The organism is Paenarthrobacter nitroguajacolicus (assembly GCF_029952445.1).
GTDB classification, from domain to species: domain Bacteria; phylum Actinomycetota; class Actinomycetes; order Actinomycetales; family Micrococcaceae; genus Arthrobacter; species Arthrobacter nitroguajacolicus_B.
Map to the genome: position 1 here is coordinate 44,447 of NZ_JAQPPK010000016.1, position 20,764 is coordinate 65,210.

Below are 20,764 nucleotides of genomic sequence, written 5' to 3' on the forward strand. Positions count from 1 at the left end.
CTGTTGCCATGGTGTGAAAAGTGCTTTTTACTTAGTGGCAAGACATGGTGATTCAGACCACTTGAAAGCAGGCCAAGCAATGGCAGCAGATTCTTCGACCCGGACGGTAGAGCGAGCGCTCGCCCTCTTGGGAGCTGTGTGCTCCGAGGGAGCCATTGCGCTGAGCGACGCGGCACGGGTCGTCGACCTCTCGCCCAGCACGGCCCTTCGGCTCCTCCGGACCCTTGAAGGCAGCGGTTTTGTCTCGAGGGACGACGGCGGCAACTTCCGTCCCGGGGCCAGCATCATCCAGCTGGGTGCGCTCGCGCTCGGCAAGGAATCACTCGTCTCGTTGTGCACACCGGCCATGAAACGCCTCGTGGCAACAACGCGCGAATCCTGCTATCTGAGTATTCCCGGGGTTGGGGACACGGGAATCTACATCGCGATCGTCGAGGGTACGCACTCGATCAGGCACTCCAGCTGGGTCGGGAGGAGCATCCCGCTCGAAGGAACAGCTTCCGGCCAGGTACTCAAGGGCGAACAGCCCGAGCGTGGCTTTGCCGTGGTGCGCAGCGGTGTGGAGGACGACGTAACGGCCATTGCGGCACCGGTAGTGATGGGAGGACGGACGGTGGCTTCGATCAGCGTCGTCGCCCCCAGCTATCGCGTGGATGAGCTGAAGGCCCTCAAGATCGGCCAGCAACTGGTGGAGGAAGCTGACAACGTCCTCACCCTGACCACCGAAAACCATGAGCTACCCCAGGAAAGCATGGAAGCAAAATGATTAAGTTTGAAAATGTCACCAAGGCCTACCCCGATGGCACCGTCGCCGTCGACGGCCTCAATCTGGAGGCGCCCACCGGCAAGCTGACCATCCTGGTTGGCCCGTCGGGCTGCGGCAAGACCACCTCATTGAGGATGATCAACCGCCTCATCGAACCCACCAGCGGCACCATCTACCTGGACGACCAGCCCACGTCCGGCATGGACGCGGCGTTGCTGCGACGCAGGATTGGCTACGTGATCCAGCACGCAGGCCTCTTCCCGCACAAGACCATCGTGGACAACGTATCCACCATGCCCGTCCTGCTGGGCGAGAGCCGCCAGAAGGCCCGGACCAAGGCCCTTGAGCTGATGGAGCGGGTAGGGCTTCCCGCGAGCTTCGCCAAGCGATACCCGTGGCAGCTCTCCGGTGGCCAGCAGCAGCGCGTCGGAGTGGCCCGGGCGCTCGCTTCGGATCCGGCGTTCATGCTGATGGATGAGCCGTTCAGTGCCGTTGACCCCGTGGTCCGCGCCCAGTTGCAGGAGGAGTTCCTGCGCCTCCAGCGCGAGATTGGAAAGACCATCATCATGGTCACGCACGACATCGACGAAGCACTCAAGCTCGGCGACCAGGTGGCCGTGATGCGTGTTGGCGGCAAGCTTGCCCAGATGGCCACTCCGTCCGAATTGCTCACCTCGCCCGCCGACGAGTTCGTCGCCGATTTCGTGGGCCGCGACCGCGGCTACCGTTCCCTGGGGTTCACCAAGACAGCCGGGGCCGTATCGATCGGCGAAGAATCCGTAGTCCAACTCGGCGCTTCGGCGGAGGAAGCCCGCGCCAAGGCGTCGGGTGCTTGGGTGTTGGTGGTCGACGGCGGCAGGAAGCCTCTCGGTTGGACGCAGCCTGAGCTTCTCAACGGCGAGGTCAAGCGGGAGAATCTCAACCTCAGCGGCATCCCGGCTGCGGCTTCCGGAACAATGCGCCAACTGCTGGATGCGGCCCTGTCCTCGCCGAGCAGGCGGGGTGTGGTGGTCAATGAGCACGGCGAACTGATCGGCACTGTCACCGCCACGGACGTGGTCAAGGCCATTGAAGCCGAGCCACACCTGGAGACGGCACGATGAACTTTGAATGGCTTGGCCGCCAGTCCGACAACATTGTCTTCCTGCTCGGCTGGCACGTCCTGCTGGCCGTCACCCCGCTGATCCTGGGGCTGCTCATCGCCTTGCCCCTGGGCTGGTGGGCACACCGGAGCCGCCGCATCTACCCGTTGTTGGTAGGCGTCGCCGGGCTCCTCTACACCGTTCCATCCCTGGCGTTGTTCGTGTTGCTCCCACTGGTCCTCGGCACCAAGATCCTGGACCCGCTGAACATCGTTGCCGCACTGACTGTCTACACCGTGGCTTTGCTGGTCCGGGTGGTGGCAGATGCACTGGATTCCGTCCCGGAGGACACGGTCCAAGCTGCCAAGGCCATGGGTTACCGCGGCTACCAGAGCCTCCTGAAGGTTGAGCTCCCCGTGGGCGTCCCGGTTATCTGTGCCGGCTTGCGTGTCGCCGCGGTTTCCAACGTCAGCCTGGTCTCCGTGGCTGCACTGTTGGGAATCCCGCAGCTTGGTTCGCTCTTCACGCAGGGCTTCCAGCTCCGTTTCTACACGCCGATCATCGCCGGCATCGTGCTCTGCGTGGTCCTGGCCATGATCCTGGACGGGCTGATCATCCTTCTCAACCGGTGGCTGACACCGTGGACCCCCAAGGTGGTGGCATCGTGAACTACTTGTTCGATCCAAAGCACTGGAGTGGTGCGGACGGCATCCCGACATTGATCGGCGAGCATCTCCTCTACTCCCTTATCGCACTGGCCATCGCTGCCATCATCGCGGTGCCGCTTGGTATCTACATAGGCGTGACCGGCAAGGGCGTCTTCATGATCGCCGGCCTGGCCAACGCGCTCCGTGCACTTCCGAGCGTCGGCCTGCTGATCCTCCTGGTCCTGCTCATTTCGCCCGCGTTCCCGTCCCGCATGGGTTACGTCCTCCCAAGCCTCATCGTGCTGGTGTTGCTGGCGGTTCCGCCGATCCTGACCAACACCTATGCCGGCGTTCGCGCAGTGGATGCTGCCGCCGTCGACGCCGCAAAAGGCATGGGTTTCCGCACCATGAAGATCCTGACGGATGTCCAGCTGCCGTGCTCGCTTCCGCTGGTTTTGTCCGGTATCCGCAGCGCACTGCTGCAAATCATCTCGACGGCGACCATCGCCGCGTACATTTCGCTCGGCGGCCTTGGCCGCCTGCTGATCGACGGCAAGGCCCAGAACGACTACAGCCAGATGGTTGCAGGCGCAATCCTGGTGGCTTTGCTGGCACTGTTCTTCGACCAGCTCCTCGCCTTCATCACCCGCCGCGTGGTCTCACCCGGACTGACCCGGCGCACCATCAAGTCGGCTCCTGCAGCCGAACCCGTGAAGACCCCCATCACGGTCTAGCCAGTTCCCGTTTTGCACTTCCCCCCACCCCCACCTGGCCACAGCATGCCCTGCGGCGCCCCCTTCCAGGAGAGTTGACATGAAGAAGTACCTCACCGGTTTCACCCTCGCGGCAGTTGCCGCCATCACCCTTAGCGGTTGCGGAGGCGGAGATCCCCTGAGCTCCTCCAACACCGCGGCCGCGGCCTCGGGCGACAGCATCATTGTTGGTTCCGCAGACTTCCCGGAAAGCCAACTGATCGCCAAGATCTACGCGGAAGCCCTGAAGGCAAAGGGTGTGAACGTCTCAGAGAAGCCCAGCATCGGCAGCCGCGAAGTCACCATCCCCGCCCTCAAGGACGGTTCCATCGACCTCATGCCGGAATACGGCGGAGCGCTCCTCCAGTACCTCGATTCCGCCACCAAGGCGGTCTCCTCTGAGGAAGTAGAGAAGGAGCTTGCCACCAAGATCCCTTCAGGCCTCACTGTCCTGGAGGCCTCCGACGCGCAGGACAAGGACGTCCTCACCGTCAAGAAGGACATCGCCGACCAGTACAAGCTCAAAACCATCGAGGACCTCCAGCCTGTTGCCAAGGACCTGGTCCTGGGTGGTCCGCCGGAGTGGAAGACCCGCCTCAACGGCGTCGCCGGCCTGAAGTCCGTCTACAACCTTGAGTTCAAGGAATTTTCAGCGCTCGACGCCGGTGGGCCGCTCACGCTGAACGCCCTCCTTTCGGGTCAGATCCAGGTAGCGGACCTCTTCAGCACGGACCCGGCGCTGGCCGAGAACAACCTTGTGGCACTTGAGGACAACAAGAACCTCTTCCTCTCCGAGAACATCGTTCCGGTCATCAACCAGAAGAAGTCCACGGCGACTGTCAAGGAAACGCTGGACAAGGTCTCTGCCGCCCTCACGACTGAGGACCTCATCAAGATGAACGGCCGCGTAGCCAAGTTCGAGGACATCGGCGAAATCGCCAAGGAATGGCTCAAGACCAAGAACCTTGGCTAGGACACGCTGTTCTGCCCGAACTTTTTAGGAGTAAGAGAATGACTGCCGATTTCACTACAGGAGCCCGTCCGGTCAAGGCTGCCCGGGGTACTGAGCTTTCTGCCAAGTCGTGGCAGACTGAAGCGCCGTTGCGTATGTTGATGAACAATTTGGATCCGGAGGTTGCCGAGCGTCCGGACGACCTGGTGGTTTATGGCGGTACTGGTCGTGCTGCGCGGTCGTGGGCTGCGTTTGATGCGATCACGAAGACGTTGGAAACCATGGAGAAGGATGAGACTCTTTTGGTCCAGTCCGGTAAGCCGGTGGGTGTGTTCCGCACGAATGAGTGGGCGCCGCGGGTGTTGTTGGCGAACTCGAATCTGGTGGGGGATTGGGCGACGTGGCCTGAGTTCCGTCGGCTCGAGGCTGAGGGTTTGATGATGTATGGGCAGATGACTGCTGGGTCGTGGATTTACATTGGTACCCAGGGGATTCTGCAGGGCACGTACGAGACGTTCGCCGCGGTGGGGAACAAGCTCGCCGCGGAGGGCCGGATCGCGGCCGCGCCGGAGGGTTCGGCTGAGGGTCCGCTGGCCGGGACGTTGACGTTGACGGGTGGGTGTGGTGGCATGGGCGGTGCCCAGCCGCTGGCCGTGACGTTGAATGATGGTGCGTGCTTGATCGTGGACGTCGATGAGTCCCGTCTGCGCCGCCGTGTGGGTAAACGCTACCTTGATGAGGTCGAGACCGATCTGGATGCGGCGATCGCGAAGGTTCAGGCGGCGAAGGCTGAGCGTCGTGGCTGGTCGGTGGGGTATGTGGGGAACGCCGCGGAGGTCTTCCCGGAACTGCTGGCCCGTCACCGGGCCGGGGAGATCACTTTTGATGTGGTCACGGACCAGACCAGTGCCCATGATCCGTTGTCGTACCTGCCCGAGGGCATCACGGTGGCGGAGTGGCACACCGAGGCCGAGGCGGACCCGGAAGGGTTCACGAAGAAGGCGCAGGCGTCGATGGCGCGGCATGTGCAGGCGATGGTGGAGTTCCAGGACGCCGGCGCTGAGGTCTTTGATTACGGTAACTCGATCCGTGATGAGGCCCGTAAGGGTGGGTATGACCGGGCGTTTGAGTTCCCGGGGTTCGTTCCGGCGTATATTCGTCCGTTGTTCTGTGAGGGGCTGGGCCCGTTCCGTTGGGTCGCGCTGTCGGGGGACCCGGAAGATATCCGTGTCACGGATGAGGCGATCAAGGAGTTGTTCCCGGAGAACAAGCACCTGCATAAGTGGATTGATGCCGCTGCTGAGCGGGTGGAGTTCGAGGGCCTGCCGGCGCGTATTTGCTGGCTTGGGTATGGTGAGCGGGCCAAGGCCGGGTTGTTGTTCAACCAGCTTGTTGCTGAGGGTAAGGTCAAGGCCCCGATTGTGATCGGTCGTGACCACCTGGATTCGGGTTCGGTTGCGTCCCCGTACCGGGAGACCGAGTCCATGAAGGACGGTTCGGACGCGGTGGCTGACTGGCCGTTGCTGAACGCCCTGACCGCCGCCTCGTCGGGTGCTACCTGGGTGTCGATCCATCACGGTGGCGGGGTGGGGATTGGCCGGTCCATCCACACCGGGCAGGTCTCCGTTGCTGACGGGACCGAGCTCGCGGCGCAGAAACTTGAGCGGCTCCTGACCAACGACCCCGGGATGGGTGTCATCCGCCACGCTGACGCCGGCTACGACCGCGCCATCGAAGTCGCCAACGAACGCGGCGTCCGCATCCCCATGAACGAGAAGTAGGCAACACCAATGACCATCACATCCGGTTCCCGAGCTGAAGTGGACTGTCGGGCCGAAATGGAGCGAACAGGCCCGGAGCCGCGTCAACGTGAACCCAGGTCCACGGTCCGAAGCAGCCGGCAACTTCCTGTCCAGCCTTCTCCGGAGGGCTGGAACCCGGTCCGCTTCGCGCCGGAAACTGATTAGCACGCAGTAGTGGTTGCCAGGCTTTCCCTGGCAACCACTATTGCCGTTAAGGCGCATCACTTCGACGACGAATGAAAGGATCGGCCCATGATCGAAATCGACGGCCGGAATCTGGCATTGCCGGACATCGTGGCGGTTGCCGACGGCGAGGGTGTCGTTTTGGCACCCGAAGCCGTGGCCCGCTTGGCAGCATCACAGGAGTCTGCTGTTGCCACGTCCTTGAACCGGCCGGTTTACGGACGTTCAACGGGGGTGGGGGCGAACCGGGGTGTGACTCTGTCGAAAAACGACGGTGATGACACCCATGGCCTTCAGCTGCTTCGGAGCCACGCCGTGGATTCAGGCAGGCCCCTGGACCGGCGGACCGTTCGGGCGATGCTGGTGGTGAGGCTCTCGCAGCTGGCGGCTGGTGCATCCGGCATCAATCCCGCCATTGCGGTGGCTCTTGCTGAGCTGATCAACTCGGACGTCGTTCCTGAAATTCGGGAATTCGGCGGCATTGGTACGGCGGATCTCCAGGCCTTGTCCGGAACGGCGCTGACGATGCTTGGCGAGCGTGAGCCCTTGGGCGGGGGAGGGGTGCGACGGTTCGTGGAGAGCTGGGCCACCGCTGACGCTCTTCCTTTTATCAGCTCAAGCGCTTTGACGATCGCACAAGCGGTCCTGGCTCATGAGGAACTTTCGAGGCTCCTGGACAACGCGCAGTCCGTGGCGGCTCTGTCCTTTGTCGCGATGTCCGGCAACGTGGAGGCGTTAAGCCCGGCGGTGGCTGCTGCCGCCGACACCCCCGCTGTGGCTAAAGCTGCCAACACCTTTTATGAGCTGGTGCAAGGTAGTGGGCAGCCCGCCCGTATCCAGGATCCCTATTGCCTGCGGACCCTGCCCCAGATTTTCGGTTCCCAGATTGAGGAACTGGAATCCTTGGGTACTCTGCTGTGCCGCTTGGTGACAGCGGGAAACGAAAATCCCCTGGTTCACGGTTCGTTGTCCGATGGCTCGAACGACGTTGCCCACCATGGGCTTTTCCAGATGACCAACCTTGCGCGCCGTGCTGACGCCTTGCAACTGGCGATCGGTGCCGCCTGTGCGACGCATCTGCGCAGGATTGATCTGCTGTGCGATCCAAAGTACACAGGCCTGCACCCCTTCCTGGCTGAGGACGGAACAGGTCAGTCTGGAGTCATGATGCTGGAGTACGTTGCTGCTGCCGCGGTGGGTCGGATCCGTGCGAACACGCAGCCGGCAAGCTTGCAAACCGTGGTGTTGTCCTTGGGTGCTGAAGAGGACGCCAGCTTCGCCAGCCTGGCGGCCGCCCAGCTGCAGTCCACGGTGCGGGCACTGGCGACCGTCACCGGCGTCGAACTTGTCTGTGCCGCACGGGCCCTGCGGCTCCAAGGTCGGCGGGCTGAAGAGTTTGCCAGCCACAAGCTGCGCAGCATGATGACCGCCGGCTACGGCTTGCCCTCCGACGTCACCGATCGGGACCTGCGCGGCGATGTGGAGCAAGCGAACCGGATCGTCCTGGCAACGCATTAGAAGCGAAAGCTCAAACGTAAAGGCAGGCAGTCCGAAGACTGCCTGCCTTTACTTCGCGCTTAGGTTCCTATTTGTGAGGGCTAGTGCGCCGAAACTGAATCCTTGGCTGCGGCCTTGGGATCCGTGAGCTTCTTGTTCGGCAGCGCGAAGCTGATCAGGAACGCGATGATCATGAGACCTGCTGCAGTCAACATGACCACATCAATGGCCTGGGCGAAACCCTCTGTGATCGGTCGGGTAAGCGTGCTGTTGGCCGAGTGCAACCAGCTGGTGTCGTTCAGCGAATCGTTGCTGGCACCGTTCTTGAAGAAGTCGAACAGCTTGGCGTTCGCGGGGTCCGAGGCCACGGCAGGGTCCCTTAGGACGGCCTGGTAGTCCGGGCTGGACGCTGCCGTCTTCATGCCGTCGGCGATCTTGTCGGCTGCAGTGCTGAACAGCATCGAGATGAACACCGCTGTTCCCACGGCACCGCCCATTGAACGGAAGAACGCAGCCGTGGAGGTGCCGACGCCCATGTCCTTGGGCGGTACGGATACCTGCATGGCAAGGGTCAGCGGCTGCATGCAGAAGCCGAGTCCTACGCCGAAGAACACGGCGATCAGGCCGGGAACCCACAGACCGGTGTCGACTCCCAGAACCAGTCCCATGACCGTTGCGGCAGCGGCGAGCACAGCAGTGCCAAGGATCGGGAAGATCCGGTAGACGCCGGACGATGAGATCGTGCGGCCGGCCGAGATGGAACCGAAGAGAATGCCTACGGTGAACGTGATCATCATCAGGCCGGCCTCGGTGGGCGTCAGGCCCTTGACCAGCTGCAGATACATGGGCAGCATGGCGATGGCTCCGAACATGCCGATACCGATGATGAAGTTCAGCAGCGATGACAGGCCGAACGTGGTGTTCTTGAAGAGACGCAACGGAATCAGTGCGTAGTCTCCTGCGCGCCTCTCAGCCAGCAGGAAGGCTACGATTCCGATGACGCCCAGGCCGTAGCAAAGCCACGATCCAGCGGAGGACCAGCCCCAAGTTCGTCCCTGTTCAGCCACGAGAAGCAGCGGAACAATGGCCAATGTAATGGCGGCAGCACCCCAGTAGTCGATCTTCTGCTTCACGTGCCTGACTGGCAGGTGCAGGTACATGAACACCACCACCAGCGCGGCGAGGCCAATCGGAAGGTTGATGAAGAAGACCCAGCGCCAGCCGTCGAAGCCCAGAATGTTGGCTGAACCTGCGAAGGCACCGCCAATCACGGGGCCAAGAACGGACGAGATGCCGAAGACGGACATGAAGTAGCCCTGGTACTTGGCCCGGTCTTTCAAGGCCACGATGTCGCCGATGATGGTCAGAGCCAGTGCGAGGAGGCCACCGGCGCCCAGGCCCTGGATGCCGCGTGCAATGGCCAGCTCCGTCATGGAGTGAACGGAACCCGCATAAAGTGACCCGGCCAGGAAGATGACAATGGCCGTGAGGTACAAGGGGCGGCGACCGAAGATATCGCTGAGCTTGCCGTACAGCGGGGTGCTCACCGTGGATGTGATGAGGTACGCCGTGGTGGCCCACGCCTGAAGGGACAGGCCATCGAGGTCGTTGGCGATGGTGTAGATGGACGTGGACACGATGGTCTGGTCCAGCGAAGACAGGAACATGCCGAGCATGAGTCCCACCATGACGGTGAGGGTCTGACGATGGGTCAGGACCTCACCAGCGGCCCGAACGGGCGTGGAATTGGACATATCTTCTCCAGAGATGGCAGAAAAGTGGAATTAAGCAGGATAGTTGCTTTCAGTAACTATCCTAACGCCCCGATCATTCCCACCGGGAGAATATTTCTTCGGCGGATCCCGTAAGTCGGCAGCAGGAAGCGTCAGCGCTCCAGAAGGATGCCGTCCGGATCGCTGTAAATCATCACTCCGGGCTTGATGCGGACATCATCGATTACGAGTTCGATGTCGACCTCGCCCGATCCCGTTTTGGAACTCTTCCGTGGGTTGCTTCCCAGGGCTCTGACTCCCAGGGGCAGCCGGGAGATGGCCTCGCGGTCGCGGATGGCCCCGTAGATGATCACTCCGGCCCAGCCGTTTTCAACGGCACTCTCCGCAATCATGTCTCCCATGAGGGCAGTCCTCAATGAACCCTGGCCATCAACGACCAGGACCGCACCGTCGCCCTGCGTACCCAGGACAGACTTCACCAATGCGTTGTCCTCGAAGCACCGGATGGGACGGACCGGGCCATTGAAGTGTGTGTGGCGCCCGAGGTTCTGGAACTGGACGGCAAGGGACTGCAGTTCTTCCCCGCGCTCGTCATAGAGATCGGCGGTATTTATCTGCTGGGTCATAAGGCTGCTCCTCCGTGGGTTTGAAGCCACAGTAACGCGTCCCCGCGACTCCCCACAGCGCTTATTTCGAGCTATGTGGATAAAGGACTCGACGGCGGCTCAGAGTCACTCCTCCGCGTTAGGCTGATTCCACACACCAAATAAGGGGGAACCTGCCATGAGCTTGTCCGACCTTCCGGGGCCGGTACCGGATCCAGCTGTGGTCCGTGGCGGAACCACGGCACTCGCCGAGCCCGTGAACCGCGTTAGGCCGATCTGGGTAACGGGCGTAATCCTGGTCAACCTCGGTATTAACGCGGCGTTCTTCGGGCCCCTCCAAGTTCTACTGGGGCAGCAGGCAGCGCACTTCGACGAAGGCCAGAAGGAAGCCATCCTGGTCCTGGTCACCGGTTGTGGTGCCGCTGTCTCCATGGTCGCGAACCCGTTGTTTGGTGCCTTCAGTGATCGAACCACGTCCCGGTTCGGCCGGCGGGTTCCCTGGGTGCTTATGGGAGCAATCCTCGGCGCTGTTGCCCTTGTTGCCTTGGCAGGTGCGCCCAACGTCGCTGTCATGACTGTTCTTTGGTGCCTGGTCCAGGCCGGTGCCAACGCGATGTACTCGGCCATCACCGCCGCTGTCCCGGACAGGGTTCCCGTGCCGCAGCGCGGAACTGTCGGCGGCCTTGCCGCTATGGGACAGACGGTGGGCATCCTCGTTGGCGCCGTGATCGCGGCCGTCGTGGCCGGTGACTTTGCCGCTGGATACTGGGTGTGCGCCGCAGCGCTGCTTGCCGGCGTCGTGCTTTATCTGTTCAAGAGCGATGACCAGCCGCTGCCGCAGCAGGAGCGGCCCCCATTCAGCCTGTGGCGGTTCCTCGGGGGCTTCTGGGTGTCGCCGAAACGCTACCCCGACTTCGCGTGGGCCTGGCTGACCAGGCTGCTGGTCAGTACGGGCAACCACATGGTGACCCTCTACCTGCTCTTCTTCCTCAGCGATGTGGTCCGCCTCAAGGAAACTGAAAACATTGAGCCCGAGTTCGGCGTGCTCGTCCTGACCGGACTGTATGCGGTCATGGTCATCATTACCAGTGTTGTGGGTGGACGGCTGAGTGACCGCATGGGCAAGCGGAAGCCCTTGGTTATCGCCTCATCGGCCATCATCGCTGCGGCGTCCTTGATTCTTGCCTTTGCCCCAACGTGGATTGGCGGACTTGCCGGCGCGGCCGTACTCGGAATTGGCTTTGGAGCCTACCTTGCGGTGGACTTCGCGCTCATCACCCAGGTCCTGCCAACGGCTTTGGACCGTGGCCGGGACCTGGGCGTCATCAACATCGCAAACTCGCTGCCCCAAGTGATCGCCCCTGCAATCGCTTACCTGTTCGTTGACCGGTTGGGCGGCTACGTTTCGCTGTACATAGCCGCCGCGGCCATCGGGCTCTTGGGCGCCGTGTTCGTGGTGAAGATCAAGAGCGTCGACTAGCTGGCCTAGAAAACCGCGGTGAAGCCACCCCAGCCCCAGCCGACGACTGGGGAGCCTTTCCACCGGAAACCGTATATACCGGAGCTGCTGAAGCCGGAGGGGTCACCCAGATACATGGTCAGGCGTCCGGCGCTGTCTATTCCATAAACGTCCGAATAGCCGTCACCATTGAAGTCGCCGGCAACGCCGAACCGGGCGACTGCATCCCAGCCGCGACCAATGGTTCCGGCGTAACTGCCAGGAAGCCCATACTCTTCAAAGTAGCCATTGCGATTCGATGTCCGGGCCTGAAGGTCGCCCCAGAAGGTCTTGGACAAAGTAACTACGCTCGAGTAGTCGAAGAAGTGGCCAGCACCTGCAGATTCCATGTCCTGCCACCCCTGCCCGATCCAGCGGGGCTGCAGCCAACCGCCGCGTCCATCGCCGGGGTAGAGGAAGAGACTTCCCGCGTTGTCTACGGCGAGAATGTCGTTGGTGCCGTCGCCGTTGAAATCACCCGCGGCACTGAGCTCCCTGAAGCCTTGCCAACCCTGCCCTATTTGCAAGGCTTTCTTCCAGCCGCCGGAACCATTCCCCTGGTAGAGGAACAGCCGCCCTTGGCCATCACGGGCCATGACGTCCACTGTGCCGTCTCCGTCGAAGTCCCCCGGTGAGACGAGCAGGTTGAAGCCGTTCCAGCCCCAGCCAATGACTTGGGGTGCCTGCCAGTTTCCGCGTCCATCCGTGGGGTATAACAACAGGCGGCCTGCTGAATCACGGGCGAAGATGTCAAGGGTACCGTCGCCGTTGAATCCGCGGGCGCGTGGGGCCGCCCCGACGCGGAGCGGGTTGGCCGCTTGAACGGTCAGCGTCGAGTCGGCGTCGTAAGTGACCGTGAGGTGCGCCGCTAGAACCCGCCCCAAGTCGGCGGATGTTGCACGGTAGGTGTTGCCACTTGCGCCTGGAATGACTGCGCCGTCCCGCGTCCACGAATATGAAATGGCCGGAATGCCGCCTTCTGGAGAGACGTGCGCATACGTGTACGAAACGTCCACCTTGAGCAAGCCGCCAACAGTGGGGTCGCCGACGAGCTGGGGCGTGCCGGAGACATAGACGTACCGCATGGGCGCGGCAACGGTTGGCTCTGCCGCTTGGGCTGGCAGGCCAGTTGCCAGAAGTCCGCATGCCAAGGCGGACGCTGCAGCAAGAGTGGACAGCCGAGGACGGCGGTGAGGCGATTTCGAGCGCGTAAAGGCAGGACTTTTCAAGGTTTTCCCCGTAAAGGAAGGGCCGGATCGGCCGATGCGAAGGTAACTAGAGCAGCATAGGCCAAAGCTACGCATGCCGTTTAGAAGACGGCGGTGAAGCCTCCCCAACCCCAGCCGACCACCGATTGCCCGTACCAGCGAATGTCAGGGCGGCCACTCGTCATGTACTCCGCACCCTTGCCGTAGTACATGGTCAGGCGGCCCGCGGTGTCGACGCTGAAGATATCCATGTTGTTGTCGCCATCGAAATCGCCACCCGATCCAACGACGGGGAAGCCGTTGAATCCCCAACCAATCCCGGTGGGCTGTGCATCAAACCAGCCGTTGCGATTCGTCTCATGGAGAGTCAGGCTCCCGTGTATGTCGCGGGCCACGACCCCAAGCTTGTTGGTACCGCCGAAGTGTCCAACGCTGAAGACGGGATCCTGATTGATCCAGTAGGTGTCCACCCCGTACGGCTGGAGCCAACCGCCGCGGCCGTTTCCTGGGTAGAGAATTGCTTGATACCAACGGTCCACAGCGATGATGTCGTTGGTGCCATCGCCGTTGAAGTCTCCCGCGGCGGAAACGGTCCTGAAGTCCTGCCAGCCTTGGCCGATCTGGAACGCTTGCTTCCAGCCTCCGGTGCCGTTGCCTTGGTACAGGAACAGCCTGCCTTCGCCGTCACGACCGATAACATCCACCGTGCCGTCGCCGTCGAAATCACCGGGTGAGAAGAGTGTATTGAAGACGTTCCACCCTGTACCCAGCACCTGGGCCGGACGCCAGTTGCCGTGGCCATCGGTGGGATAGAGGAGGAGTCTTCCGGCGCTGTCACGGGCGAAGAGATCAAGCGTTCCGTCTCCGTCGAAGCCTCGTGCCCTCGGCTTGGCCGCAATTCGGAGTGGATAATCCGCTTGCAGCGTCAGCTTTGATTCGGAGTCATAGGACGCTGTGACTGAAACAGCGATCACGTGGCCCATATCCGTTTGGGTGGCGCGGTACGTGGAAGCTGTCGCCCAGGGGATCACCTGGCCGTCACGTGTCCAGGCATAGCTGAAGCTTGGCGTTCCGCCCTCGGGAACGACGAAAGGGGCGTAGCCGCCGAGCTCCGCCTTCAGGACACCCCCGACGGTGGGGTCGCCATTCAGCTTCGGCTGGCCCATGTACACAGTGCGTCCGGGCACAAGCGTTGGCAGGGCTTGAGCCGTTGGTGCGACAGCGAGCCCCCCGATCAGCAGGACGCCTGCGGCAAACGCGCCCAGCCAAGAGCGGGCACGTCGCAAAGGAGTGCTCTCCATATTTCCCCCATTCAAGCCGGACTGACTACCGGCTGACCTTGATGTTGAGTTGTGCTGCGTGAGTAGTGCTGAAGAATCAGAAGACTGCCGTCAGGTAGCCCCAACCGCTTCCGGGCTCTTGCGTTTGGCGATAGTAGCTGTACAGCTCAGAACCCATCTGCTCCGTTCGGAACACCCCTTGGTCCGTGACGCCGAAGAAGTAGTTGTAGGAGTCCGAGGTATTGAATCCACCCAGGCCGCCCATATAACGGCTGGAGGAATAGTTTCCGGCCAGCAATCTTGACGAGCTCCAAGCGCCCTTCCCGTCGGGGTAGTAGGCGTAGAGCTTGCCGTCGGTACTGCGCGCAAGGAGGTCCGAGACGCCGTCCCCACTGAAGTCGCCCGGGCTGAAGATTTTGTTGAAGCCGCTCCACCCTTGCCCCACTTGGGAGGACGGCAGCCATCCGCCTCGCCCGTTACCGGGGTACAGGAAGAGCCGGCCCTGTGGATCCCGGGCCAGGAGATCGCTGGTTCCGTCACCGTTGAAGTCGCTCGCGGGGATGATCTCGGCGAAACCTCCCCAACCTGTGCCAACGATGGAAGAGCCGAGCCAGCCACCTTTTCCGTTGCCGCGGTAAAGCCACAACTGTTCGGATTTGTCCCGGGCCATGACGTCCATGTTGCCGTCCCCGTCGAAGTCACCGGGTGAGAGCAACGCTGTGAACTCACCCCAGCCCCAGCCGATGTCCTTGCTGCCACCGTCAAACGCGCCGTATGTGCCGCCGGAGAAGAGCGTCAGGGTGCCGTTCGGTTTCCTCGTCAGGACGTCGGGCCTGGAATCGCCATCGAAATCGCGGAGCAGGGATTGGAATTTGACCGCGGGTGAATAACCGGGGCTGGTTAACAGGCCAACGATGCTGCCTGCGTAGCGAATGACGACGGCGACGCCGAGCGGTTTCCCTGCGTCGGACGGCTTAGGGGAATAGGTGGCGCCCGTTGCTCCCGGAATCGGCTCAGAGTTGTTCAGGAGCCATTGATAGCTGAACGTCGGTTTGGCTCCCGCAGGGAGTCCCTTGATGCTGGCGGGGTCAAATACTGCTTTCACCACGCCTCGGACCGCGAGGTATCCCGAGATAACCGGAGTCGAAGCGCTGACCAAGTAGAAGGGCTTGGTTTCGACCGTCTCCGGAAGGTGGCCTGCCGCGAACGCTGTGAGCTTGAGGGTCAGGCCCGAGCCCGTTCCGGCCACGCTCTGAGGGACGTTAAACCCCGACGTTGGAACACCGTCGCGGAGCCACTCGTAATTGAAGTACGACGGCGGTGCAGCCCAGGTGCCGTAGCGGACTTCATACCGTGGCGAGGAATATTTGGATTCCCCAATGGTGAGCGATGGTGGCGTCTCAGCGGAGTTGGGTGCGAGGACCATGGTGGGATTGTTCACCTCAAAGTCCAGCGATTCCCAAGCGACGGGGAGTGGATAACCATTGCTGCTGCCGCGGTAGTAAGCGACTTCCCGCCGCCAGTCAGCCTCGCCGTAGGTGACGAAGACGCTCTGCAGTGTCTGGGGCCCATTGAACACGTCGGCAGGCAGGTTTAGTGTTGCGCTGGCAGTCAGAGGGCCCGGGGCCGGTGTTCCCGTCCACACAACCTTGTGTTCCGTGACCCGGGATCCGTCCCTGTAATTAAACTCGACGCGTTGCGCCCGCTCGGCAAGGGTGAACTCGATCTGTACCGTCCCGCCGGGGGCCGACGTAGCGGCAGAGAGACGCGTTACCGCCGTCAATGTTGGAACTTGTTGATCCGCAGCGGAGGCTGGTTCCGCTGCCGTGAGAGGTGCCCAGGCCAGGACGGCACCGGCCAGTGCGAGTCCTATCAGGGCGGAAAGTGCGCGAAGCAGAAGGGGCCGTGGCCCGATGTCCGCTGCATGGGTAGTGGTCAAGGTGTCCCCTGTGTCATGTGGTGTCGTTGCGGCCATGGCCTAGAAGACCGAAGTAAATCCGCCCCAGCCCCAACCGATGGTTGCCTGGCGCTTGAGGGCCACGTGGCCCAGTCCGTAGAACATGGTGAGCCGCCCGTCGGGATGTATTCCGTACACCTCAGGCACTCCGTCACTGTCGAAGTCGCCGGGTGCGCCGATGCTGCTGAATCCTTCCCAGCCGTAGCCCGCATAGGCGCTGAACGCGTTTGGCGTCCAAGCGTTGTCGTAGAAGTAGCCGTTGCCCGCACCGTTGTACATGCGCAGGTTTCCTTGGGAGTCGCGTGCAAAAATGATGCGGGAATCGGGCGAAACGAATGCATTGAACTCTTGCCAGCCCCCCTCCTGCCAGCCACGGCTGAGGACGTAGGGGGCGAGGAATCCTCCGCGTCCGTTGCCCGGATAAACCCACAGCACATTGGACGCATCGCGGGTGATCAGGTCTGCAGTGCCGTCGCTGTTGAAGTCGCCCGGGCCCACGATGTCCTTCATGGAGCCCCAGCCTTGGCCAATTTGGTATGCGCGCAGCCAACCGCCCTGCCCGTTGCCCTGATAAAGGAAGAGCCTGCCCGAGCCGTCCCGGGCCATGACGTCCACGTTTCCGTCGCCATCCCAGTCGCCGGGTGAAAACAATGAGTTGAAGGTATTCCAGCCTTGGCCGATCCGCTGTGCCGGCAGCCAACCGCCCGACCCATTGCTTGGGTAGAGCCACAGGTTCCCTGCGCCGTCACGGGCAAAAATGTCCCCTGTGTCGTCTGCATTGAATCCCTTGCCACGGGTCTTGTCGGCCACCGGGCCGACGAGGTCGACAACCTCGGTGACAGCCGATCCAGCATCGAATCGGGCCGTCACACCCGCAGTGATGATCACTCCCTTGTCGGCAGTCGTCAGTTTGTAATCCCTGGAGGTCGCTCCCGGAATGGGGGTGCCGTTGCGCTTCCACACGTAGGTGTACGACGGCTGTCCGCCTTCCGGATCGACCCCTGCCGGACCGTGGTCAAGCCAAAGACGGCCGCCCACACTGGCATCCCCTGTGATGCGCAGGTTGCTGACCCAGACACGGCGCGGCATAGGTCCGACAACGTCTGTCGAAGCAACCACCGGCAGGTACCCCGGAGCTCGGACCGTCATCTTCGCCCAGATCATATTGCCCGGGTCGGAAGTCATATTGGACTGGTATGAGTCCATGTTTGCGTAGTCGATCGGTGTCCCGTTCCGGTACCACTGGAAGTCCGAGAAGGTTGGCTCCGCGGGCCACGACCCACGATTGATGCCAAGTACCACATACGGTGCGAGCGCACCCTGAACGCGCGGAGCAACCGAGTAGCTGAGTTTCTGAAGAACTTTCGCGGGGTTGTCCACAGCGAAGTCGCCCTCGGAAAGGGCAGCCCGTGCAGCGGATCCCAACGGAACGGGCGCCGTGCGCTCGAGGGCGCCGTCGCGGAGGTACGTGTCCTTGGCGAGGCCGTCGAAGTAGGAGATGACGACCCGGTCAAGCGTGTAGTTTCCCGACGCCTGCGCTGCCGTCACAGCACCCGAGGCGGTTACGGTCAGTGGACCGGGGGCAGGGTTGCCTGCCCAGGCGAGCTCAAGAGTGGTGACCTCGGACGCATCGCGATAGATGAGCCGGACCTCCTGCGCCACCTGCGAGAGTTTCACCTGCACTTGTGCGCTCTGACCGGGAGTAAAGCTGGCCGTGAGGGGGGTCATTGCCGTCGGAACAGACGCTGAATAGGGCAGCAGCGGGTTGTTGATCGTGAAATCCTGTGCTGCGGGGTCCCCGAACGGGGATGCTCCCGTGCCTGGTGGGTAGACGTTGCCGCCCCGGTAGTACACCTGGGATGCCCCGGCCGTGGTGATCACTTGGACAAAGCTGACCTCGATGGATCCGTTTGGCCACGATGAAGCCGACGCGATTCCGGTGACTGAGCCGTTCGTGGCCCCCGCGGAGGATGTCCATGCGAGGGTGTGGGTGCCGGCGGCACTGCGGAGACTGACCTCAACCCGTTTGACTGCGGTGGTAGCGGTGAATGCGAAGCTGACCGGAGCTCCGGCGTCGACGGTCGCGGGCGAGGTGCGGGCGAAAGTCGAGAGGACCGGTGCTGCGGCTTGGGCGGGAGCGGCCGGAGCCAATGAGAGGGCAACCAGGGCGATCACCATCCCGACCAAAAGCGCGCGGACAGGCTTGGACACAGTCAGAAATCGCACAGGAGTGCTCCCCATGGTTCCCCCAAATAGAGCCGGCCACAGACAACCGGCGGGTGTAAGTGAGATGAGATTACATGGAGGAACCACAAAGCTGGGAATTTCCTGACAAAATTTCCCGCAGAAGACAAGTCACGTCCCAAGAGCAACCGATAACGGTTTAGAAGACGGCGTTGAACCCGTTCCAGCCCCAGCCGATGGCGCCGGAACCGTTCCAGCCACCGTCGCCGTCGCCAAAGTACGCAAGTAGTTGCCCGGAGCCATCCACGGCGAAAATGTCAGCGTTCCCGTTGCCGTCTATGTCGCCCGCAGCACCGATGCTTGCCATGCTGCCCCAGCCCCAGCCGATGGTGGCGGAGGCGTTCCAGCCACCGCTGCCGTTGCCCGGGTATAGCCGCAGGTTTCCGGAGGTGTCGCGGGCCAGGACGTCGACGTTGTCATCGCCGTTGAAGTCGCCCGGCGTGACGATCTGGTTGAGTGTGTTCCATCCCGTGCCCACCAGCGAGCGGTTCAGCCATCCGCCATTGCCATTGCCGGGGTAGAGGTAGAGGTTTCCTGATCCGTCGCGGGCCAGGACATCGTTATGGCCGTCCCCGTTGAAATCGCCTGGTGCAACGATCGAGGTGAAGCTGCCCCAGCCGGTGCCGATCTGGCGCCCTGCAAGGAATGTGCCGTTGCCCGTTCCTTCGTAGAGGAAGAGCCTCCCGGAAGAGTCCCTGGCAAGGACATCGTTGGTGCCGTTGCCGGTGAAGTCACCGGGTGAGACTACTGTCGTGAAGCCGTTCCAGCCGGGGCCGATGGTGCGGGGTTGTTCCCAGGCGTTGTTGGTGCGGGGATACAGCAGGAGGGTGCCATCGGAGCGTCGTGCCAGCAACTCGAAAGCGCCGCGGCCGGTGAAACCGTTGGGGCGGTTGGAGGCGGAGATCGGGGCGGTTTCGTCACTGGACACTTCCACGGGGTCGCACCCGTTTTGGCTGGCCACGAGGTGCGCAGCAATTGTTGCTCCCTGGTCTTCCTGTGTCACGAGGTAGTTTGGCCACTGCCTGGAGACCAAGACTCCGTCGCGTGTCCAGTAAATGCTCCAGTCGGGGCCGGCGGCAGCGCCGCAGCCGCTGAAGGAGCCCTGTTCGACATCGACACTGAGCGTGGATCCGACAAAGGGCGCGCCGCTGATGACCGGCGGTTCAGGGTCCATGTTGGCCATGGCGGGTGCGGGTCCCAAAACCATGGCAGCGAAAATCGCAGCCACTGTTGCGGCAACCGCTCGACGCACGCCAGACCCCAGGCGTGATGGAGCGTACATTGTGTCCTCCCCAGACTTTTATGCTGTTAATGGTACAGCGTCCGGGTTTACCTAGAAGATCGCAGTGAATCCCGCAAAGCCTGAGCCCACTGCTTCGGAGCCCTTCCAACGTGCCTGTCCGTCGCTGTAGTAAGTCAGCAGGCGGCCCTGCTGGTCCACGGCGTAGATGTCGGGGAAGCCATCGCCGTTGAAGTCACCGGCGGCGCCGATGTATTTGAGGGCATTCCATCCGACGCCGATCATCCAGGATCGCGACCATCCGCCGGCGCCGTTGCCCGTGTAGATGTACAAGTACCCATTGCCGTCCCGCGCCAAAAGGTCCACATTGCCGTCGCCATTGAAGTCGCCGGGTGTCACCAGTGCGCTCATGACGTTCCAACCGCTTCCGACGGCGGTTCGCGGCAACCAGCCTCCCGCACCATTGCCCGGGTACAGGTAGAGGGCGCCTCCGGGTTCCCGGGCGAGGATGTCGTTGGTGCCGTCGCCGTTGAAATCGCCGGGGCCGACGATGGCGTCAAAGACATTCCATCCGTTGCCGATGGCGCGTGCTGGTTTCCAGCCGCCGGCGCCGTCGCCACTGTAGAGGTAGAGTCCCCCTGCGGAATCGCGCCCGATCATGTCGTTCTTGGCATCGCCGTCGAAATCGCCCGGGGAGAAGACCACATTGAAGATGTTGAAGCCGGAGCCCACTGTTCTGGAAGCGTCCCATCCTGCGCCGTTGCGGCCGTACAGGAGCAGTGAGCCGTCATTGGCCCGGGCCAGCAGTTCGAAGCTGCGGCCAGTGAATCCTGCGGAACGGTTCACGGCGCCTACGGGCCTGGTTTCAGCACTGTGCAGGGATTCCCCGCCGCACGCGGTCTTGCTGGCAGTGACGTGGACGGCCATCCGCGAGCCGGTGTCTTCCGCTTGCAGGTTGTAGCTTGACGCGGTTTCTCCCGCCACGAGGAACCCGTCCCGGGTCCAGTAGATCGAGTAGTCCGGGCCCTTGCCGCCACCGCAGCCGTAGAACGTGAAGGGGCCGATGTCTGCCGTCAGTTGCTTGCCCACGAAGGCTTGGCCGTTGAGTACGGGATCGGGGCCGTTGTTGGGCGCTGCCGACGCCGACAAGGGGCTAAGTGCCATGGCCGCCACTGTGGCGGCCAACAGCACTGCTGCCATCCGGCGTCGTAAAGTTCCCATGCGTTCCTCCTGTGGGTTTCAAACCTGCAAGAAAGTGTATGCGTGGGCGGCGCGAATTCCGGGAGCGGCAGCGACCGGGGCCTCGGAGGACTCTCAG

The 20,764-nt window shown here is 62.4% G+C and carries 16 protein-coding genes; 8 read left to right on the top strand and 8 right to left on the bottom strand.

Translation table 11 applies throughout. The features are described from left to right. The first annotated feature begins 79 nt into the window (after nt 1-79). The 7 genes from PJL15_RS13210 to PJL15_RS13240 all read left to right on the top strand — a co-directional run bounded on the left by PJL15_RS13210 (nt 80) and on the right by PJL15_RS13240 (nt 7,702). Nucleotides 80-766, top strand: coding sequence for an IclR family transcriptional regulator (locus PJL15_RS13210; RefSeq protein ID WP_281451596.1), 687 nt, complete (start codon nt 80-82; stop codon nt 764-766). Continuing rightward, complete coding sequence (locus tag PJL15_RS13215; protein WP_281451597.1) at nt 763-1,869, top strand: ATP-binding cassette domain-containing protein; 1,107 nt, start codon at nt 763-765, stop codon at nt 1,867-1,869. Before PJL15_RS13210 ends, PJL15_RS13215 begins: the two co-directional genes overlap by 4 nt. After that, nucleotides 1,866-2,516 (top strand): ABC transporter permease, encoded by a 651-nt coding sequence (locus PJL15_RS13220; protein WP_281451598.1) that lies wholly within the window; start codon nt 1,866-1,868, stop codon nt 2,514-2,516. Before PJL15_RS13215 ends, PJL15_RS13220 begins: the two co-directional genes overlap by 4 nt. Next, complete coding sequence (locus PJL15_RS13225; protein ID WP_281451599.1) at nt 2,477-3,229, top strand: ABC transporter permease; 753 nt, start codon at nt 2,477-2,479, stop codon at nt 3,227-3,229. Before PJL15_RS13220 ends, PJL15_RS13225 begins: the two co-directional genes overlap by 40 nt. Nucleotides 3,230-3,308: 79 nt before the next feature. After that, a complete protein-coding gene (locus PJL15_RS13230; RefSeq protein WP_281451600.1) occupies nt 3,309-4,220 on the top strand; it encodes an ABC transporter substrate-binding protein in 912 nt (303 codons plus the stop codon). A gap of 38 nt (nt 4,221-4,258) precedes the next feature. After that, complete coding sequence (locus tag PJL15_RS13235) at nt 4,259-5,980, top strand: urocanate hydratase (protein ID WP_281451601.1); 1,722 nt, start codon at nt 4,259-4,261, stop codon at nt 5,978-5,980. Nucleotides 5,981-6,253: 273 nt separating this feature from the next. After that, nucleotides 6,254-7,702 carry an aromatic amino acid lyase gene (locus tag PJL15_RS13240; RefSeq protein WP_281451602.1) on the top strand — a complete coding sequence of 483 codons (1,449 nt, stop codon included), beginning with the start codon at nt 6,254-6,256 and terminating at the stop codon, nt 7,700-7,702. A gap of 80 nt (nt 7,703-7,782) precedes the next feature. Here PJL15_RS13240 and PJL15_RS13245 read toward each other — a convergent pair whose 3' ends face one another. Together PJL15_RS13245 and rraA are read right to left on the bottom strand one after the other, a co-directional pair. After that, on the bottom strand, nt 7,783-9,435 hold the full coding sequence (locus PJL15_RS13245; protein ID WP_281451603.1) for an MDR family MFS transporter: 1,653 nt from the start codon (nt 9,433-9,435) through the stop codon (nt 7,783-7,785). A 131-nt stretch (nt 9,436-9,566) separates the two neighbouring features. After that, nucleotides 9,567-10,040, bottom strand: a complete 474-nt coding sequence (gene rraA, locus PJL15_RS13250) for a ribonuclease E activity regulator RraA (RefSeq protein ID WP_281451604.1) — start codon at nt 10,038-10,040, stop codon at nt 9,567-9,569. 157 nt (nt 10,041-10,197) lie between these two features. On the opposite strand from rraA, the gene PJL15_RS13255 reads away from it, so the two are divergent. Further along, entirely contained in the window at nt 10,198-11,499 is a 1,302-nt protein-coding gene (locus PJL15_RS13255) for an MFS transporter (protein WP_281451605.1), read from the top strand. Between the two features lie 5 nt (nt 11,500-11,504). Here the strand turns inward: PJL15_RS13255 and PJL15_RS13260 are convergent, their stop codons facing one another. The 6 genes from PJL15_RS13260 to PJL15_RS13285 all read right to left on the bottom strand — a co-directional run bounded on the left by PJL15_RS13260 (nt 11,505) and on the right by PJL15_RS13285 (nt 20,667). Then, nucleotides 11,505-12,602: an FG-GAP-like repeat-containing protein gene (locus PJL15_RS13260; protein ID WP_281451606.1), complete on the bottom strand. Its 1,098-nt coding sequence runs from the start codon at nt 12,600-12,602 to the stop codon at nt 11,505-11,507. A gap of 224 nt (nt 12,603-12,826) precedes the next feature. Next, nucleotides 12,827-14,026, bottom strand: coding sequence for an FG-GAP-like repeat-containing protein (locus PJL15_RS13265; protein WP_281451607.1), 1,200 nt, complete (start codon nt 14,024-14,026; stop codon nt 12,827-12,829). 76 nt (nt 14,027-14,102) lie between these two features. Then, nucleotides 14,103-15,944: an FG-GAP repeat domain-containing protein gene (locus PJL15_RS13270; protein WP_281451608.1), complete on the bottom strand. Its 1,842-nt coding sequence runs from the start codon at nt 15,942-15,944 to the stop codon at nt 14,103-14,105. 39 nt (nt 15,945-15,983) lie between these two features. After that, nucleotides 15,984-18,188, bottom strand: a complete 2,205-nt coding sequence (locus PJL15_RS13275; protein WP_281451609.1) for an FG-GAP-like repeat-containing protein — start codon at nt 18,186-18,188, stop codon at nt 15,984-15,986. A gap of 157 nt (nt 18,189-18,345) precedes the next feature. Beyond that, a complete protein-coding gene (locus PJL15_RS13280; RefSeq protein WP_281451610.1) occupies nt 18,346-19,488 on the bottom strand; it encodes an FG-GAP repeat domain-containing protein in 1,143 nt (380 codons plus the stop codon). 51 nt (nt 19,489-19,539) lie between these two features. After that, on the bottom strand, nt 19,540-20,667 hold the full coding sequence (locus PJL15_RS13285) for an FG-GAP repeat domain-containing protein (protein WP_281451611.1): 1,128 nt from the start codon (nt 20,665-20,667) through the stop codon (nt 19,540-19,542). Between the last annotated feature and the right edge of the window lie 97 nt (nt 20,668-20,764).

Coding starts and splice junctions, on each gene's coding strand:
- PJL15_RS13210 (WP_281451596.1), top strand. CDS start 80: ATGGCAGCAGATTCTTCGACCCGGACGGTAGAGCGAGCGCTCGCCCTC.
- PJL15_RS13215 (WP_281451597.1), top strand. CDS start 763: ATGATTAAGTTTGAAAATGTCACCAAGGCCTACCCCGATGGCACCGTC.
- PJL15_RS13220 (WP_281451598.1), top strand. CDS start 1,866: ATGAACTTTGAATGGCTTGGCCGCCAGTCCGACAACATTGTCTTCCTG.
- PJL15_RS13230 (WP_281451600.1), top strand. CDS start 3,309: ATGAAGAAGTACCTCACCGGTTTCACCCTCGCGGCAGTTGCCGCCATC.
- PJL15_RS13235 (WP_281451601.1), top strand. CDS start 4,259: ATGACTGCCGATTTCACTACAGGAGCCCGTCCGGTCAAGGCTGCCCGG.
- PJL15_RS13240 (WP_281451602.1), top strand. CDS start 6,254: ATGATCGAAATCGACGGCCGGAATCTGGCATTGCCGGACATCGTGGCG.
- PJL15_RS13245 (WP_281451603.1), bottom strand. CDS start 9,435: ATGTCCAATTCCACGCCCGTTCGGGCCGCTGGTGAGGTCCTGACCCAT.
- rraA (WP_281451604.1), bottom strand. CDS start 10,040: ATGACCCAGCAGATAAATACCGCCGATCTCTATGACGAGCGCGGGGAA.
- PJL15_RS13255 (WP_281451605.1), top strand. CDS start 10,198: ATGAGCTTGTCCGACCTTCCGGGGCCGGTACCGGATCCAGCTGTGGTC.
- PJL15_RS13260 (WP_281451606.1), bottom strand. CDS start 12,602: ATGCGGTACGTCTATGTCTCCGGCACGCCCCAGCTCGTCGGCGACCCC.
- PJL15_RS13265 (WP_281451607.1), bottom strand. CDS start 14,026: ATGGAGAGCACTCCTTTGCGACGTGCCCGCTCTTGGCTGGGCGCGTTT.
- PJL15_RS13280 (WP_281451610.1), bottom strand. CDS start 19,488: ATGTACGCTCCATCACGCCTGGGGTCTGGCGTGCGTCGAGCGGTTGCC.
- PJL15_RS13285 (WP_281451611.1), bottom strand. CDS start 20,667: ATGGGAACTTTACGACGCCGGATGGCAGCAGTGCTGTTGGCCGCCACA.